A 16936-nucleotide genomic window follows, 5' to 3' on the forward strand; every position below is an offset into this window, starting at 1 on the left:
GCGGCGGGCCCACGGAGCAGGACCGGAGTGAGGGAATGCCGAGCCACAGCGAGGCACCGTACGTCAGGGGCGCAAGCGCTTGGTTACTTGGCGCTTTTCCAAGTAACCCGCCGTCAGGGCGGAACCAATAGTCGCCGTTACCGCAGAAATGGATATGCACCCAACCCCAACCCCAAAACACCCTTAAGCGAACAGCATTACGCCTAAGAGCGATGCTTTTCATGAACGCAAAGTCAATCCATCAAAATTCCAGGGTATATGCGTAATACCCAGTTACTCGCGTTCGCTCAGTTTATTAATCAGTCAAACGAACATTGACTCAAAGATCGTCCAGCGGCGCAAAGTCTGGATGAAACGCACGATAGCCCAATGTCTTGTCGATCCATGCATTCAACTCATTGACCATGATCGGTGGCATGCCGCAATAGGCCTTGAGGGCTGAACGAAGGATATTGCTGATATCGGGAACTGAATGAAGGTTTCGGGTGCTTATGTATTGCCCGATGAAACAGTCGATTTGAAAGCGTTCTGTCAGCGACAGATACACACACTCCACACCGAAAAGTTGGGTATTGGCAAGATCGTCGCGCAACTGGGTTCTCTACAAGGCTTGTTGATATTAGGGGGGTTCCTTGTTTGCTGACTCTTTGGTCAACTGGTGTTGCAAGGGGAAGTGCGGCGCGCATGCTATCGGTAGTGTTATTAAATGTATGCACGGCGTTGAAATTGTCGGACAAGCGGTTAACGTCTTCTTTATTTGCGCAAAGACAAACGCTTCAGATTTGAAACACTCGTTGTAACGTTACTGCCTTTCAATGACTTTGCTTTGATTGCTGTTGTATATACAGGTGTGTCTGTTTTATCGATTTTAAAACAAGTTTATTAATCAACACCTTGCCCTGATTCCTGACAGGCAAGAGCCAGCCCAGACTTCAAATCACATGGGCACGCTGCAACTCCGTCAACGACAACGCCTTCAGACGCGCCAGCAGCGGGTCTCGCCGATCCCGCGGATGAGGCAGCTCCACGGCCAGCTCCTGACGAATGCTACTGGGGCGGTTGTCCATCACCAGGACCCGATCGCTGAGGTACAAGGCTTCATCGACGTCGTGAGTCACCAATAGCAGGGCGATGGCATGACGTTCGGCCAGTTGCAGCAGCAAGTCCTGGAGTTTCATCCGAGTGAAAGCATCTACGGCGCTGAAGGGTTCATCAAGGAGCAAAACTTGCGGTCTCGAGTAGAGGCCACGGGCAATCGCTACCCGTTGCGCCATGCCTCCCGACAAGGCTTTTGGCAATGCCTGCGCAAATCCGCCGAGGCCGACTTCTTCAATCAATTGCGCGACCCAGGCCTTGTCGTAATGGCTGTCGGCGCTGAAGCCAATGTTTTGTTCGACCGTCAGCCACGGCATCAGCCGTGGTTCCTGAAACACAAAGGCGACTTCGCCTGCGGTGTTCCTCAACTCGCCCTGAAAGTCTTTTTCCAGGCCGGCGACGATCCGCAGCAAGGTGCTTTTACCGCAACCGCTGGGGCCGAGCAGGCTGACCGTTTCTCGGGGCTGCAACTGCAGGTGGATGTTCTTGAGGACGGTGGTGGCGGCGAAGGTTTTGCGCTCGACGCGAATGTCCAGCAGGTGTTCAGGCATGGCTCAATCCTCTGCGCTTTGGCCGTTGAACGTGTCGCGCCAGGCCAGGAAGCGTTTTTCCAGTGCGGCGAGAATGCCGTCGCTCAGCTTGCCCAGCAGCGCCAATACGATGATCGCTGCCAGGACGATGTCCGGGCGTGACGTCTCACGACCGTCACTGAGCAGATACCCCAGGCCTTTGGTCGCGGCGATCAGTTCGGCGGCCACCAGAAACATCCAGGCCAGGCTCATGCCGCTGCGCAACCCGGTGAACAGGCCGGGCAGGGCGGCTGGCAACAGGATCCGCCGGACCAGCCGACGGCGGCTGAAGCCGTACATCTGGCCGACTTCCACCAGTTTGCGATCAATGTCGCGAATCGCCGCGACACCGTTGAGGTACACCGGAAAGAATGCGCCGATGGCGATCAGGACGATCTTCGAGGTCTCGTCGATGCCTAACCACAACAGCAGGAGTGGCACCCAGGCCAGGCTCGGAATCGAGCGCAAACCGGCGAACGTCGGTTCCAGGTAGGCTTCGGCTTCGCGGCTCAAACCGACCCACGCGGCGAACACCAAGGCCAGGCTGGCGCCAATGGTAAAACCCAGCAGCACTCGCAGCAGGCTGGCACTGATGTGTTTCCACAGCGCGCCCTCGGCCAGATCACAGAGGGTCAACGCGACCTCGCTTGGCGCCGGCATTTGATACGAGGGCAACCAGCCGATGCGCACGACCCATTCCAGTAGCAGGATGATCAGCACCGGCAGCGCCAGGCCCTTGAGGCGCAGTTGCCAGGCCGTGCTCAGGCGACGCGGTGCGGGCAATGCCAGAGGGGCGGGCAGGTTATTGCTTGTGCTGGTCATGGGGGCTCCGGTCACGATGATTCAAGATCAAGAGATCGCAGCCTCGTTTCACTCGACAGCTCCTACATGCGCCACGGATTGCCTGGAACCGGTGTCGAGCAACTGATCGATCACCTGGTCGACATTGACCCCGCGACGAACCAGCTCTTCGGAAACCAGAATCGGCGCGGCTGCCTTGGACGCGAGGACATCCTTGGCGGTCAGTTGCGGGCTGCTCAGGTCGGTGCGCGACAGTTGCAGCTTGGCCACTTCCAATGGCAGCCCGGATTCGGCAGCGAGCAATTTCGCCAGTTCATCCGGGTTTTTCACCGCCCATTCCCGGGCCTTCTCATAGGCACTGAGGACGGTTTCGATGGTGTGCGGGTGTTCTTTGGCGTAGGTGTCGGTGACGCTGACCACGCCATAGCTGTTGAACTGGGTGTTGCGATACAGCAGGCGCGAACCGGCCTGGACTTCACTGGCAGCCATGTGCGGATCGAGGCCGGCCCAGGCGTCGACGTCACCTTTCTCCAACGCGGTGCGACCGTCCGGGTGCTGCAAGTGCACCAGTTCGACATCGTCCTTGGTCAGGCCAGCCTGTTGCAGGCTACGCAAGGTAAACAGGTAAGGGTCGGTGCCTTTGGTCGCAGCGATTTTCTTGCCTTTAAGGTCGGCCACGGTTTTGTACGGGGAATCCTTGCGCACCACCAACGCGGTCCATTCGGCGCGGCTGTACACGTAGACCGACTTGATCGGGCTGCCGTTGGCGCGGCTGAGCACGGCGGCCAGGCTGGCGGATGAAGCGAAGTCGACGCCGCCGCTGTTGAGGTATTCCAGCGAGCGGTTGCTGCCCTGGCTCAACACCCAGCTGACCTTGGTTTGCGGCAGGGCCTGTTCGAGGAAACCGAAGTGTTTGAGGACCAGGCTCACCGGAGAGTAATAGGCGTAATCCAGATGCACTTCGGCCGGTGGTGCTTCGGCTGCCTGTGCCACGGGTTGCAGGCTCAGGGCCAGTGCGCAGGCGCTGAGCAAGTACCTGAAGTTGGGAAAGCTGAAAGTCGGTTTCATGGAGCGGCTCCGGGCAAGGCGGCGAGATTCTTATGTTCAGAAAATTATTTCTTACGGTTGCTTCCTGCATAAAAGGAATATTGCAGGCTCTGTGCCATGTCAGGAAATCGCAGGTTTTTCGGCAGATTGACGGCGCGGATGAGGCCTGGGAATGTCGCGTTGAACACAGTCTGTTGGCTCACTGTTGCTGGGCGAACACTGCCTGCTTACGGTCATGAGCTTATGCATAAATCGAATTTATGAAGGTCAGTTTAAGAGCGTTAGGGTCTATAAAAATATCGTCCCTGGAGCCTTCGATGAACCTGTCCCGATTCGTGCGCGGTCTGCTGACCAGCGCCTTGTTTGCCGCGCCACTGAGCTACGCCGCAGAACCCGTCGTTTTGCATGTTGGTGACCAGAACTACTACAACGTTCGCGCCTCGGTGGAAGCTTCGGGTGTGCTGGAAGGCGCGTCCTATACCGTTGACTGGAAACACTTCCAGGCCGCCGCGCCGCTGGCCGAAGCGCTGAGTACCGGTGCGCTGGATGTGGGGTTTCTCGGTGATTCCGGCTTTCTGTACCTGGCCGCCAAACAGGCGCCAGTGAAGTTGATCGGTGTCTCGCGGCAGAATCCAGACACCATCGCCTTGCTGGTGCCCAAGGACTCACCGGTCAAAACCATCGCCGACCTCAAGGGCAAAAAAGTCGCTTACTGGCCTGGCGCCTGGAGCCAGCAACTGACCCTGCGTGCGCTGGAGAAAGCCGATCTGCCGGAGGACTATGTCGACTTCATCAAACTGATGCCCATCGACGCCGCTGCCGCGTTGCCACAGGGCAGCATCGACGCGTTCCCGGTGTGGGAACCGTACATTTCCCAACAGATCCTGTTTTCCGGCGCTCGGCCGATTCTCACGGCGAAAAACCTCATGCCCGGCCTGAGCGCGATTGCGGCTTCGACGCCATCTATCGATAGCAAGCGCGAAGCCATTGCCGACTTCCTCGTGCGCCTGAAAAAAGCCCGGGCCTGGGTCGACACCCACACCGACGAATATGCTGACCTGTGGGCGAAAAAGGCCAACCTCGACCAGAACGTGTCCCGTCATTGGTTGCGCCAGGCGCACATGACCGTGGGCCCTGTGGATGCGCAGGCCGCCACTGATCTGCAGAGCACGGCGGACTTCCTGTTCAAGGTCAAGGCGTTGCCCACGGCATTGGCCACCGCGCCGATTATCGACCACTCGTTCCAGCAGTCGCTGACGCAGTAAACCAACGCGGGTGAGCGCTGGAACCAAACACTGTGTACCCTGATCCAACCTCGGCTCACAGCAACCTGTGGGCCGACAATGGATGAATGGGCGAAGGGTTTTTGCCAATTAACGTGATGACCATAAAGGTCTGGCCCCAAGGCAAAACATGAAACAGCTGTTCAAGGTTTTTTGCGCACTCACCCTCGCTGTCGGGCTGGTTGGCTGCATCGCTTCACCCATCGAACTGACCCCGCAGACCGAGCAGCGTCTGCACGAGCAGGCGCCGATCCGCTTCCTCGTGACGTTCGACGACGGCCCCAGTGCATCGAGCTTCTGGAACCCAAGCATGACCGTGCTCGACAGCCTCGCCCAGAACCCGGTGCTGCCGGGAATCAAAGCGGTGTTCTTCGTTCAGACCGGCGCGCCTCGGGCCGGCGACAGCGATATCGGCCGTGGGGTCATGCACCGCGAACAAGCGGAAGGGCATGTGCTGGGCTTCCACACCGCGACCCATTCGCACACCAATCACCGCTCGTTGAGTCCGGAACAGTTGGAGCAGTCGCTGAGCAAAGGCAGCGCCGACATTGCCGCGATCACCGGCGCGCCGCCGACCCTGGTGCGCCCGCCATTCTGGAATTACGACAAACGTGTGTTCGCGGCCTACCAGCGTCACGGGATGCACGTGTTGCTGACCGACCTCAGTGCCAATGACGGCAAGATCTGGGGCTTCAATGCCAGCCCGCGGCGCCGGGCGAACATGCTGCGCCAGCTGTCCGAAGTACGGGAACGGATTGCCCGTGGCGAGTTGCCGACGGTGGACGGTGTGATTCCGGTGGTGGTGACGTTCCATGACCTGAATCGATATACCGCCCGGCATACCCGCGAATACCTGCAAATCCTGCTCGACAGTGCCAATGCCACCGGCGTGCCGCTGGCGCAGAAACCGTTTTATGACGACACCGCGGCGCTGCAACGGGCGGCCATGGCGCGCACCATTACCGACAGTTCCCAGTCTGTGAAACTGCCGGGGATCTGGAACTGGATCTGGGACGGGGATTCGCACTAAAACTTCGCCAAAATGAGAAGCAGCTAACACGAGGTGTGGTTAGTTGCTGGCGCAGGCGCTTGAAAGCGGGTCTATGCTGATCGAATTGAATTTGATCATCAGCCACGGAGGCGTTCGTCATGGTGCCCATTTCAGTCCTTTGCAGCATTGTGGAGTCCGGTTTTGAACCGCTGGCCTGCGAATGCACCGAGAATTCCAACGGGTTGTTGCGGATCAAGGTGTACGACCCGGCAACCGGGCGTATCGACTTGCTGATCCCTTGCGTGTCGCCGGCGCAACTGACCAGCATCCGCGCGATCTCTGACTTCGTTGGCGAGTTGCGCACCGAGTTGCGCGCCGGACGCCGGGCCTTCGCTGGCTAGTCCCGAGGCAACAATTCATCAATCATCTTCAAACAATGATTCAACCCCGGCGTCACATCGCCCACGCGTCGGCTGAGGATGATCGGCGAGGTCGCGTTGTCTTCCAGTAAAGGGGTGAAGCCGATGTCGTCGCGGTGCAGCAACTGCACCGAGGCTGGCACCAGCGTGACCCCGATTCCCGCACCGACCAGCCCGATCGCCGTTTGCAGCTCGTTGGTCCATTGCGCGACATGAATGCTCACGCCATAGGACTCGAACAGCGCAATCACATGATCGGCATAGCTGGGGCGCGGGTTGCCGGGGTAAAGCACAAAGGGTTCCTTGGCCAGTTCGCGAAGGCTGATCGGCCCGGCCAGCAGCGGATGGCCGGCGGGCAGGGCGGCGACCAGCCGGTCTTCAGTCAGCACGGTCTGAATGATCGCCGGGTCGTCGATGCGAATCCGCCCGAAACCAATGTCGATGCGCCCGGCCTTGAGCGCCTGCACCTGTTGCAGGGTGGTCATTTCCGAAAGCCCGAGTTCAAGCTCCAGGGGCTCGCCGCTGCGCAGCCGGCGAATCAGTTCTGGCAGCACGCCGTAAAGCGTCGACGGCGCAAAACCGATGCCCAGCCAGGTCTTTTCCCCCAGGCCGATGCGTCGCGTGTTGTCGCACGTCTTGGCCAGTTGTTCGAGCAGAGCGGTGGAATGCTCATGGAAGAAACGCCCGGCATCGGTCAGCTTCAGCGGACGGCCACGTTCCAGCAATAACACTCCGAGTTCGTCTTCCAGCTGCTGGATCTGCCGGCTCAGGGGCGGCTGGGCAATGTGCAGCAGTTCGGCGGCGCGGGTGAAGTTGAGGGTTTGAGCCAACACCTGAAAATAGCGTAGGTGACGCAGTTCCATGGGGCCTCCAGGCGTTGATCAGTTGAATACCTTTAAGGTATCGAGCCAGACCAATTCTATATTGGCCGCCAGCAAAAAGCCGTATGAGAATCCGTTCCAGAACTTCAAGAACCTGACGGGTATCGAAATGCGTGCAACAGCCATTGAATCGATCGAGACGATCATCGTCGATCTGCCGACCATCCGCCCGCACAAACTGGCCATGCACACCATGCAGCACCAGACCCTGGTGATCATCCGTGTGCGCTGCGCCGACGGTATTGAAGGGATCGGCGAGTCCACCACCATCGGTGGCCTGGCGTACGGCAACGAAAGCCCGGACAGCATCAAGACCAACATCGACACGCACTTCGCGCCTCTGCTGATCGGTCAGGACAGCGCCAATGTGAACGCCGCCATGTTGCGCCTGGAGCGCAGTATCCGTGGCAATACCTTCGCCAAGTCAGGTATCGAAACCGCGTTGCTCGATGCCCAGGGCAAACGCCTTGGCCTGCCGGTCAGCGAGTTGCTTGGCGGTCGCGTTCGTGACGCGCTGCCAGTGGCCTGGACCCTGGCCAGCGGCGACACCGACAAGGACATCGCCGAAGCGGAAAAAATGCTCGACCTGCGCCGCCACCGCATTTTCAAACTGAAGATCGGGGCCGGCGAAGTCAATCGCGACCTGGCCCACGTCATTGCCATCAAGAAAGCCCTGGGCGATCGCGCCAGTGTGCGGGTCGATGTCAATCAGGCCTGGGACGAAGCGGTCGCCTTGCGCGCTTGCCGGATTCTGGGCAGCAACGGCATCGACCTGATCGAGCAACCGATCTCGCGCAACAATCGTGCGGGCATGGTGCGCCTGAATGCCATGAGCCCGGCACCGATCATGGCCGATGAATCCATCGAATGCGTGGAAGACGCCTTCAATCTGGCGCGCGACGGTGCTGCGTCGGTGTTTGCCTTGAAGATCGCCAAGAACGGCGGGCCACGCGCCGTGTTGCGTACGGCCGCCATCGCCGAAGCCGCCGGTATCGGTCTGTACGGCGGCACTATGCTTGAAGGAGGCATCGGCACGCTGGCCTCGGCCCACGCCTTCGTCACCCTGAATAAGCTGGCCTGGGACACTGAGCTGTTTGGCCCGTTGCTATTGACCGAAGACATACTCAGCGAGCCGCTGGTCTACCGCGATTTCGAGCTGCATGTGCCGAACACGCCGGGCCTGGGCCTGAGTCTGGATGAAGAACGCCTGGCGTTTTTCCGTCGCGACAAGACATCCACTTCCATTCATCAAGCCTGAGGAGAGCATCATGTTGTTCCACGTCAAAATGACCGTGAATCTGCCGGTCGACATGAATCCGGAAGCGGCGGCCAAGCTGAAGTCCGACGAAAAAGCCCTGGCCCAGCGCCTGCAGGAGCAAGGCAAATGGCGTCACTTGTGGCGTATCGCCGGGCACTATGCCAATTACAGCGTGTTCGACGTCGACAGTGTCCAGGAGCTGCATGACCTGCTGATGCAATTACCGCTGTTCCCGTACATGGCGATCGAGGTCGACGCGATGTGCCGGCATCCTTCTTCCATTCGAGAAAACGACCGCTGAGCCCAGCCTGCTCGGTTTGCTACGCCAATAATTACAAGATGAGGATTCCCCATGAACGTGAAGATTTCCCACACTGCCACTGCCCAGAAGTTTCTCGAAGACGCCAGCGGCTTGCTTAACGAGGCCGGTAACCCACGGGTCAAAGAACTGATTTACCGCATCCTGCGTGATTCGGTGAACATCATCGAAGACCTGGCCGTGACCCCGGAAGAATTCTGGAAAGCGGTCAATTACCTCAACGTGCTGGGCGCGCGTCAGGAAGCCGGATTGCTGGTGGCCGGGCTGGGTCTGGAACATTACCTGGACCTGCTGATGGACGCCGAAGACGCACAGTCCGGCAAGGCCGGTGGTACTCCGCGGACCATCGAAGGCCCTCTGTATGTGGCGGGTGCGCCGCTGTCTGAAGGCGAAGCGCGACTCGATGATGGCGTCGATCCGGGCGTGGTCCTGTTCATGCAAGGCCAGGTGCGTAACACCGCTGGCGAGCCATTGGCCGGCGCGGTGGTTGATGTCTGGCACGCCAACACGGGCGGAACGTATTCGTACTTCGACACCACCCAGTCCGAGTTCAACCTGCGTCGCCGTATCGTTACCGATGCCGAGGGCCGTTACCGTTTCCGCAGCATCGTGCCGTCGGGTTATGGTTGCCCGCCGGATGGCCCGACCCAGCAATTGCTCGATCAACTGGGCCGTCATGGCCAGCGTCCGGCGCACATTCACTTCTTCATCTCCGCCCCGGATCATCGTCACCTGACCACCCAGATCAACCTCGACGGTGATAAGTACCTGCACGACGATTTCGCCTACGCCACCCGCGACGAGCTGATTGCCCACATCACCTTCAGCGACGACCCGCAACGTGCAGCGGCACATGGCGTCAGCGGTCGGTTCGCCGAAATCGACTTCGATTTCACCCTGCAATCGACTGCTCAGCCGCAAGAGCAACAGCGTATGGAACGGGTTCGCGCTCTCGAGGACTGATCCTTTCGAGCCGTCGAACCGGGCCACGAGATAACGACCGTTTATCTCGTGGCTTTCTGCGTTCGACACGTGCGACCTAGAATGGCCCGACGCAATCGATAACAACAACGAGAGTAACCCGATGATGCACGCGCAACTGTTAAGTCAGCGCAGCAGAATTTTCGACCACGCCGACCCTTACGCGGTGTCGGGTTACGTCAATCAGCATGTCGGAAACCATTGCATCCTGATGCCCAGGGTCGGCCGGCCACTCGCCAGCCTGGATCACCGCAAATTCGCCAGCCTCGACCTGTGCCGCATCAGCTACGGCGCCAGTGTGCGCGTAACCTCGGGCGCGCTCGAGAGCATCTATCACCTGCAAGTGTTGCTGCGCGGCAACTGCCTGTGGCGTGGTCACGGTCAGGAACACTACTTTGCGCCGGGTGAGTTGCTGCTGATCAATCCCGACGATCCGGTCGACCTGACGTACTCCGACGATTGCGAAAAATTCATCCTCAAAGTACCCACCCGCCTGTTTGAGGCAGTGTGCGAGGAGCAACGCTGGCGCTATCCGGGGCAGGGCGTGCGGTTTCTGGAGAACCGTTATCAGCTCAATGAGCTGGAAGGGTTCGTCAGCCTGCTGGCGATGATTTGCCAGGAAGCCGAAGCCACCGAGCAGATTCCCCGGGTGCAGGAGCATTACGCGCAGATCATCGTCAGCAAGATGCTGAGCCTGATGAAGACCAACATCATGCGCAACAGCCTCGGCTCGACGTCGGCCACGTTCGAGGTGATTGCCGATTACATCGCACGCCATCTCAAACAGGACATCGACAGCGAAGAGCTGGCACGCCAGGCGCAAATGAGCCTGCGTTCGCTGTACGGATTGTTCGAGCGCAATGCTGGAACCTCACCGAAAAACTACATCCGCCAGAAGAAACTCGAGCGCATCAACCTGTGCCTGAGCGACCCGACCTGCAACGTGCGCAACGTCACGGAAGTGGCCATGGATTACGGCTTCCTGCACCTGGGACGGTTCTCCGACAGCTACCGCAAACAGTTCGGCGAACTGCCCTCCGACACCCTCAAGCGCCGGTACTGATCCCCCCTTTAATTGTGATCGTTCCCACGCTCTGCGTGGGAATGCAGCCCGGGACGCTCCGCGTCCCACGAGCGGACGCAGAGCGTCCATTGAGGCATTCCCACGCAGAGCATGGGAACGATCATAACCCCCCCATTGCAGTAAACGGATACAGGTCTGCACCCAGCGGATAGTCCGCCCCATCCCCGCGTCCTAGCATGGCCCTGCCTGAATAAAAACAATGGAGGCGGCGGCCATGTCCCTGCGACCCGAATACCTTCACTCCCTGCTTGAAGATGACAAAGAGCAGGGCATCTATCGCTGCAAGCGCGAGATGTTCACTGACCCGCGTTTGTTCGATCTGGAGATGGAACACATCTTCGAAGGCAACTGGCTGTACCTGGCGCACGAGAGCCAGATCCCCAACATCAACGATTTCTACACCACGACCATGGGGCGCCAGTCGGTCTTCATCGCCCGCAACAAGGACGGCGTGCTCAACGCGTTTATCAATGCCTGCAGCCATCGCGGTGCGACGCTGTGCCGGCACAAGACCGGCAACAAAAGCTCCTACACCTGCCCGTTCCACGGCTGGACCTTCAACAACTCCGGCAAGCTGCTCAAGGTCAAAGACCCGGCAGCGGCGGGCTACCCGGCTAGTTTCAACTGCGAAGGCTCCCACGACCTGACCAAAGTCGCGCGTTTTGAATCCTATCGCGGCTTCCTTTTCGGCAGCCTCAAGGCCGACGTGGTGCCGCTGGTTGAACACCTGGGCGAGTCGGCCAAGATCATCGACATGATCGTCGACCAGTCCACCGACGGCCTGGAAGTGCTGCGCGGTTCTTCCAGCTACATCTACGAAGGCAACTGGAAGCTCACCGCTGAAAACGGCGCCGACGGCTATCATGTCAGCTCGGTGCACTGGAACTACGCCGCCACCCAGAACCAACGCAAACAGCGCGAGGCCGGTGACGCCAATCCGACCATGAGCGCCGGCACCTGGGCCAAGCAGGGCGGCGGTTTCTACTCCTTTGACAAGGGCCACATGCTGCTCTGGACCCGCTGGTCCAACCCCGAGGATCGCCCATTGTACGAGCGCCGCGACGAGCTGGCCCGGGATTTCGGCAAGGCCCGCGCCGACTGGATGATCGAGAACTCACGCAACCTGTGCCTGTACCCCAACGTGTACCTGATGGATCAGTTCAGTTCGCAGATCCGCATTGCCCGGCCGATCTCGGTCAACCGTACGGAAATCACCATCTACTGCATCGCCCCCAAAGGCGAAAGCGACGCCGCGCGATCGAGCCGGATTCGTCAGTACGAGGATTTCTTCAACGTCAGCGGCATGGCCACCCCGGACGATCTGGAAGAGTTTCGCTCCTGCCAGACCAGTTATCAGGGCAGCGTCACCACTTGGAACGACATGTCCCGTGGCGCCGAACACTGGGTCGAGGGTGCCGATGAGGCGGCCAAAGAGATCGACTTGCATCCGCTGCTCAGCGGCGTGCGCACCGAAGATGAAGGCCTGTTCGTGCTGCAACACAAGTATTGGCAGCAAACCATGCTTAAGGCCCTGGCTGCTGAACAGTCCGAATTGATCGCAGTGGAGGCCGTGCAATGACCATCACCTATGACGCCGTGCGCGATTTTCTCTACCGCGAAGCACGCTACCTCGACGACAAGCAGTGGGACGACTGGCTGGAAATGTACGCCGCCGATGCCTCGTTCTGGATGCCGTCCTGGGACGACAACGACGAGTTGACCGAAGACCCGCAGCGCGAGATTTCGCTGATCTGGTACGGCAATCGCACCGGCCTGGAAGACCGCATCTTCCGCATCAAGACCGAGCGCTCCAGCGCGAGCATTCCGGACACCCGGACCTCGCACAACCTGAGCAACATCGAGCTGCTCGAACAGACCGACGGACTGTGCAAGGTGCGCTTCAACTGGCACACCCTGAGTTTTCGCTACAAGACCGTCGACAGCTATTTCGGCAGCAGTTTCTACACCCTCGATGTGCGCGGTGAAAACCCGCTGATCAAGGCCAAGAAAGTGATCCTGAAGAACGATTACGTTCGCCAGGTCATCGATGTCTACCACCTGTGAGGCGATCGTCATGACTCATTCCATCGCATTCAATTTCGAAGACGGCGTCACCCGGTTCATCGACGCCAATGTCGGCGAAACCGTGGCCGATGCCGCGTATCGCCAAGGCATCAACATTCCGCTGGATTGCCGCGACGGCGCCTGCGGCACGTGCAAATGCTTCGCCGAGGCCGGTCGTTATGACTTGGGCGAGGAGTACATCGAAGACGCGCTGAGCGCCGAAGAAGCCGAGCAAGGTTTTGTCTTGACCTGCCAGATGCGCGCCCAGAGCGATTGCGTGGTGCGCGTGCCGACGTCATCGCAGGTGTGCCGTACGCAGCAGGCCAGTTACGACGCCACCATCAGCGCCGTGCGGCAGCTGTCGGACAGCACCATCGCGCTGTCGATCAAGGGCGAGGCCTTGAGCAAACTGGCATTCCTGCCGGGGCAATACGTCAATCTCGGAATCCCGGGCAGCGAGCAGACCCGTGCGTATTCGTTCAGCTCGTTGCAGCGTGACGGCGAGGTCAGTTTCCTGATTCGCAACGTGCCCGGCGGCTTGATGAGCAGCTTCCTCACCGGCATGGCCAAGGCGGGGGACAGCATGCGCCTGGCCGGGCCGTTGGGCAGCTTTTATCTGCGCGACATCCGCCGGCCGTTGTTGCTGTTGGCAGGCGGAACCGGTTTGGCTCCGTTCACCGCCATGCTCGAGAAAATCGCCGAGCAGGGCAGTGAGTACCCGCTGCATCTGATCTACGGCGTGACCAACGATTTCGACCTGGTGGAACTCGACCGACTCGAAGCCTTTGCCGCGCGTATCCCGAGTTTCAGCTTCAGTGCCTGCGTCGCCAACCCCGACAGCCGTCACCCGCTCAAGGGTTACGTCACCCAGCACATCGAGCCACGGCATTTGAACGATGGCGACGTCGACGTCTACCTTTGCGGTCCGCCGCCGATGGTCGAGGCAGTCAGCCAGTTCATTCGCGAGCAAGGCGTTGCGCCGGCGAACTTCTACTACGAGAAATTTGCCGCCAGCGCGGCTTGAGTCAGGCATTGCAAGCGCAGCGCCGCTCCCACGGGTCAGTGTTTTTCCATGAGGCACACATGAACAGATTTCACGAAAAAATCGCGCTGATCACCGGCGCCGCGCAAGGCATTGGTCGGCGCGTGGCCGAGCGCATGGCCGCCGAAGGTGCGCGGTTGATTCTGGTAGATCGGTCGGATCTGGTGTTCGAGGTGCAGCAACAACTGGGTCAGACCAGCCAGGTGCTCGCACTGACGGCCGACCTCGAACAATACGAGGAATGCAGCCGCGTGATGCGCACTGCCGTCGAGCGCTTTGGGCGCCTCGATGTGCTGGTCAATAACGTCGGCGGGACGATTTGGGCCAAGCCGTTCGAGCACTACGAAGCACCGCAGATTGAAGCTGAAGTGCGCCGCTCGCTGTTCCCCACTTTGTGGTGCTGCCACGCTGCGCTGCCGTTCATGCTTGAACAAGGCAGTGGCGCCATCGTCAACGTATCGTCCATTGCCACCCGCAGCATCAATCGCGTGCCGTACGGCGCGGCGAAGGGCGGGGTGAATGCGCTGACCGCTTGCCTGGCGTTCGAAACCGCCGGTCGTGGCGTGCGGGTGAACGCGACGGCACCGGGCGGAACCGAAGCGCCGCCACGGGTGATTCCGCGCAACAGTGCGCAACAAAGCGCCGAGGAAAAGGTGTGGTATCAGCAGATTGTCGACCAGACGCTCGACAGCAGTTTGATGAAGCGCTACGGCACGCTGGATGAGCAGGCCAGCGCTATTCTGTTTCTGGCCAGCGACGAAGCCTCGTACATCACTGGCATGGTCATGCCGGTGGGCGGCGGCGATCAAGGCTGACGCGACAGCGCGTTCTCAGAGGCGACGTTGAAACGCTTTGATGATTCTCAGCGTCGCGTCGCTTGTGTTCAGGTTCTGCACCGCGTCCAGCGGATACCACATGCAATCGAAAATCTCATTGAGTGGCCGGGCCTCGTCGGAGTTGAGCACTGACGCCTCGTAGACGTGGTGGCGGGTGCTGCTCGTTTCCAGCTCCATCAGGTACAGCAAACCGTCGACGCCCAGTCCGGTTTCTTCGTACAGTTCTCGCATGGCTGCGTCCGCGATGGTTTCGCCGCGCTCGACTTTTCCGCCGGGCAGCGTCCAGCGACACCTGGGCTTGCGCACCAGGAGTACATGCCGGTCCTGCTCGCAAATAACGGTTGCGCGTACTTTCATTTTGTTACCAAACCGCCGCTTGTCATTAAATAGTCATAAAAATGCAATATTCAGGCCCGAGCCCGTATTTAAAGGGTTGGAGCCCTGGTGGAGGTAAAAAGTGCAACTCAATGACAAAACGGTGGCGCGACGTCTGGTCGGCACCTGAGCGTAGGGCGGGTGTAAGGTAAGCCCGTCAATGGCGGCGTATCACTGCCGAAAAGGAGGTGACTATGAGCGTTCCGATGCTGAATAAGATGCACATGAATGGTTATGACGTACTCAGCGTAAATAACGGCCCTTGGCGGGTATGCACCAAAGGTGACCGCCTTGGCGCATTTGCCAGCAGGGAAGAAGCACTGGCGTTTGCTGCGGCACTTCCAGCCTATAGAGCGAGGTCGACTCAACGTCAGAAGTCAGAATGAGCCTGCGCTCAAAGCCCCCGGTAATGCTGTTCATTTAAGAGGGTTTTGGGGGTGTTGGGATTGGGGGCATATCCGTTTTTGCGGTAACGGCGGCTATTGGTTCCGCTTTTACAGCGGGTCACTTGGAGAAGCGCCAAGTAACCAAGCGCTCTTGCCCCTGACGTTCGGTGCCTCGCTAAGGCTCGGCATGCCCTCGCTCCGGTCCTGCTCCGTGGGCCCGCCGCCATCGGCCATCCATGGCCGGGGGCGGCTAACCCGGCATCCATGCCGGGTTGCCCACTGCGCAGAACCTGCGCTCGGCCTCTCGAGGGGGCGTGCACCGCCAAAGCAAAACGAGGCGGCCTACGGGCCGACCTGGTTCTTCAACGCTTGCGCGTCCTGATCGTTCCCATGCTCCGCGTGGGAATGCCGCCGGGGACGCTCTGCGTTCCGCTGTCGACGCCAGGCTTGAGTCTTGCGCGATGGTGACGCGGAGCGTCACGGGATGCATTCCCACGCGGAGCGTGGGAACGATCAACATCAAACCGCGAGGAGGCCTTCCGGCCAACCTGGCTTTGCCAGATGTACTCAATACCTGTGGGAGCGAGCTCGCTCGCGATGGCGGCATTACAGGCAACATCACCGCCGACTGACAGTGCCTAATCGCGAGCAAGCTCGCTCCCACATAAAGCAAATCGGCGCGCAGCTTTTGCTCCTCACCACTCATCAGGTCGAGCGTTAGCTCGCCTTCAGCTTTTGATCTTGATCTGCTCCGTCGGAAGGCCGAACGCAGGTTCTGCGCAGTGGGCAACCCGGCATGGATGCCGGGTTAGCCGCCCCCGGCCATGGATGGCCGATGGCGGCGGGCCCACGGAGCAGGACCGGAGTGAGGGAATGCCGAGCCACAGCGAGGCACCGTACGTCAGGGGCGCAAGCGCTTGGTTACTTGGCGCTTTTCCAAGTAACCCGCCGTCAGGGCGGAACCAATAGCCGCCGTTACCGCAGAAAACGGATATGTCCCCAATCCCAATCCCAATCCCAAAGCTTTCTTAAATGAACAGCATCACCGGTAAACCGAGATTTTTTTGTCGAAAAACCCGTCCGAGGAGGATTTGAAACCCACGATTCAGGTGATAGGGTGGCGCTTTTTACCCAGGGACGAATTCATGTTTAAGGTGCGATCGACTGTTCTCGCCGTGATATCGGCTATTTCTTTTGCTAGCCTGAATCTGGCACAAGCCCAGACCCAAGGTGAGATCCAGACCAATCAAACGGTTTGCGATGCCTTCCGTACATTGGCCGGCTCGATCATGCAGTCTCGCCAGAATGGCGAGTCCAAGGCCAGTCTGCTGGCGGTGAAATCGGGTAACCCTGACCATGACAAGCTAGGCGCCATGCTGATCGAAGAAGCGTACAGTCAGCCTGTCCTCGATTCGCCTGAGCTCAAGAGCACCGCCATCAATACATTCGCGGATAAATGGCGGAACACGTGTAACCATCCCGTTCCCAGTTAATCGGCAAACGCA

Annotated in this window: 19 protein-coding genes; 13 read left to right on the top strand and 6 right to left on the bottom strand. The window is 59.5% G+C overall.

Translation table 11 applies throughout. The features are described 5' to 3' along the window. Window positions 1-319: 319 nt before the first annotated feature. The 4 genes from HNR03_RS30065 to HNR03_RS30080 form a co-directional block, all read right to left on the bottom strand. Window positions 320-592 carry a hypothetical protein gene (locus HNR03_RS30065; RefSeq protein WP_259157825.1) on the bottom strand — a complete coding sequence of 91 codons (273 nt, stop codon included), beginning with the start codon at window positions 590-592 and terminating at the stop codon, window positions 320-322. 340 nt (window positions 593-932) lie between these two features. Further along, complete coding sequence (locus HNR03_RS30070; RefSeq protein WP_259157827.1) at window positions 933-1646, bottom strand: ABC transporter ATP-binding protein; 714 nt, start codon at window positions 1644-1646, stop codon at window positions 933-935. Window positions 1647-1649: 3 nt separating this feature from the next. Further along, window positions 1650-2486: an ABC transporter permease gene (locus tag HNR03_RS30075; RefSeq protein ID WP_259157829.1), complete on the bottom strand. Its 837-nt coding sequence runs from the start codon at window positions 2484-2486 to the stop codon at window positions 1650-1652. A 48-nt stretch (window positions 2487-2534) separates the two neighbouring features. Continuing rightward, window positions 2535-3533, bottom strand: a complete 999-nt coding sequence (locus HNR03_RS30080) for an aliphatic sulfonate ABC transporter substrate-binding protein (protein WP_259157832.1) — start codon at window positions 3531-3533, stop codon at window positions 2535-2537. 296 nt (window positions 3534-3829) lie between these two features. Here HNR03_RS30080 and HNR03_RS30085 point away from each other — a divergent pair, with 296 nt between their 5' ends. The 3 genes from HNR03_RS30085 (at window position 3830) to HNR03_RS30095 (ending at window position 6187) form a co-directional block, all read left to right on the top strand. Further along, the gene (locus HNR03_RS30085) at window positions 3830-4777 is read left to right on the top strand and encodes an ABC transporter substrate-binding protein (protein ID WP_259157834.1); all 948 of its coding nucleotides are present in this window, start codon (window positions 3830-3832) and stop codon (window positions 4775-4777) included. 148 nt (window positions 4778-4925) lie between these two features. Beyond that, window positions 4926-5825 (top strand): polysaccharide deacetylase family protein, encoded by a 900-nt coding sequence (locus tag HNR03_RS30090; protein ID WP_259157835.1) that lies wholly within the window; start codon window positions 4926-4928, stop codon window positions 5823-5825. Between the two features lie 119 nt (window positions 5826-5944). Further along, complete coding sequence (locus HNR03_RS30095) at window positions 5945-6187, top strand: DUF1652 domain-containing protein (protein ID WP_222586142.1); 243 nt, start codon at window positions 5945-5947, stop codon at window positions 6185-6187. Here HNR03_RS30095 and HNR03_RS30100 read toward each other — a convergent pair. After that, window positions 6184-7068 carry a LysR family transcriptional regulator gene (locus HNR03_RS30100; protein WP_222586143.1) on the bottom strand — a complete coding sequence of 295 codons (885 nt, stop codon included), beginning with the start codon at window positions 7066-7068 and terminating at the stop codon, window positions 6184-6186. The two genes, HNR03_RS30095 and HNR03_RS30100, sit on opposite strands and share 4 nt — an antisense overlap. A 127-nt stretch (window positions 7069-7195) precedes the next feature. On the opposite strand from HNR03_RS30100, the gene HNR03_RS30105 reads away from it, so the two are divergent. From HNR03_RS30105 to HNR03_RS30140, 8 genes are all read left to right on the top strand, one after another. Continuing rightward, on the top strand, window positions 7196-8344 hold the full coding sequence (locus HNR03_RS30105) for a muconate cycloisomerase family protein (protein WP_259157995.1): 1149 nt from the start codon (window positions 7196-7198) through the stop codon (window positions 8342-8344). Between the two features lie 10 nt (window positions 8345-8354). After that, a complete protein-coding gene (gene catC, locus HNR03_RS30110) occupies window positions 8355-8645 on the top strand; it encodes a muconolactone Delta-isomerase (protein WP_222586144.1) in 291 nt (96 codons plus the stop codon). Between the two features lie 51 nt (window positions 8646-8696). Next, the gene (catA, locus tag HNR03_RS30115) at window positions 8697-9626 is read left to right on the top strand and encodes a catechol 1,2-dioxygenase (protein ID WP_259157838.1); all 930 of its coding nucleotides are present in this window, start codon (window positions 8697-8699) and stop codon (window positions 9624-9626) included. Window positions 9627-9747: 121 nt separating this feature from the next. Continuing rightward, a complete protein-coding gene (locus tag HNR03_RS30120; RefSeq protein WP_310504703.1) occupies window positions 9748-10707 on the top strand; it encodes an AraC family transcriptional regulator in 960 nt (319 codons plus the stop codon). A 235-nt stretch (window positions 10708-10942) separates the two neighbouring features. Then, the gene (gene benA, locus HNR03_RS30125) at window positions 10943-12307 is read left to right on the top strand and encodes a benzoate 1,2-dioxygenase large subunit (RefSeq protein ID WP_259157839.1); all 1365 of its coding nucleotides are present in this window, start codon (window positions 10943-10945) and stop codon (window positions 12305-12307) included. After that, the gene (gene benB, locus HNR03_RS30130) at window positions 12304-12792 is read left to right on the top strand and encodes a benzoate 1,2-dioxygenase small subunit (RefSeq protein ID WP_259157841.1); all 489 of its coding nucleotides are present in this window, start codon (window positions 12304-12306) and stop codon (window positions 12790-12792) included. Before benA ends, benB begins: the two co-directional genes overlap by 4 nt. A 10-nt stretch (window positions 12793-12802) precedes the next feature. Then, window positions 12803-13816 (top strand): benzoate 1,2-dioxygenase electron transfer component BenC, encoded by a 1014-nt coding sequence (benC, locus tag HNR03_RS30135; RefSeq protein ID WP_259157843.1) that lies wholly within the window; start codon window positions 12803-12805, stop codon window positions 13814-13816. Between the two features lie 59 nt (window positions 13817-13875). Then, on the top strand, window positions 13876-14649 hold the full coding sequence (locus tag HNR03_RS30140) for a 1,6-dihydroxycyclohexa-2,4-diene-1-carboxylate dehydrogenase (RefSeq protein ID WP_222586148.1): 774 nt from the start codon (window positions 13876-13878) through the stop codon (window positions 14647-14649). A 15-nt stretch (window positions 14650-14664) separates the two neighbouring features. On the opposite strand, the gene HNR03_RS30145 is transcribed toward HNR03_RS30140, so the two are convergent. Next, complete coding sequence (locus tag HNR03_RS30145; RefSeq protein WP_259157847.1) at window positions 14665-15027, bottom strand: NUDIX hydrolase; 363 nt, start codon at window positions 15025-15027, stop codon at window positions 14665-14667. 212 nt (window positions 15028-15239) lie between these two features. Between HNR03_RS30145 and HNR03_RS30150 the strand changes: the two genes are divergently transcribed. Together HNR03_RS30150 and HNR03_RS30155 are read left to right on the top strand one after the other, a co-directional pair. Beyond that, entirely contained in the window at window positions 15240-15431 is a 192-nt protein-coding gene (locus HNR03_RS30150) for a DUF2188 domain-containing protein (protein ID WP_208667931.1), read from the top strand. 1064 nt (window positions 15432-16495) lie between these two features. Next, window positions 16496-16924 (top strand): hypothetical protein, encoded by a 429-nt coding sequence (locus HNR03_RS30155; RefSeq protein WP_259157851.1) that lies wholly within the window; start codon window positions 16496-16498, stop codon window positions 16922-16924. Window positions 16925-16936: the final 12 nt, after the last annotated feature.

Origin of the sequence: Pseudomonas sp. JAI111, assembly GCF_024809425.1 — a bacterium.
In the GTDB taxonomy this organism is placed as follows: Bacteria; Pseudomonadota; Gammaproteobacteria; order Pseudomonadales; family Pseudomonadaceae; genus Aquipseudomonas.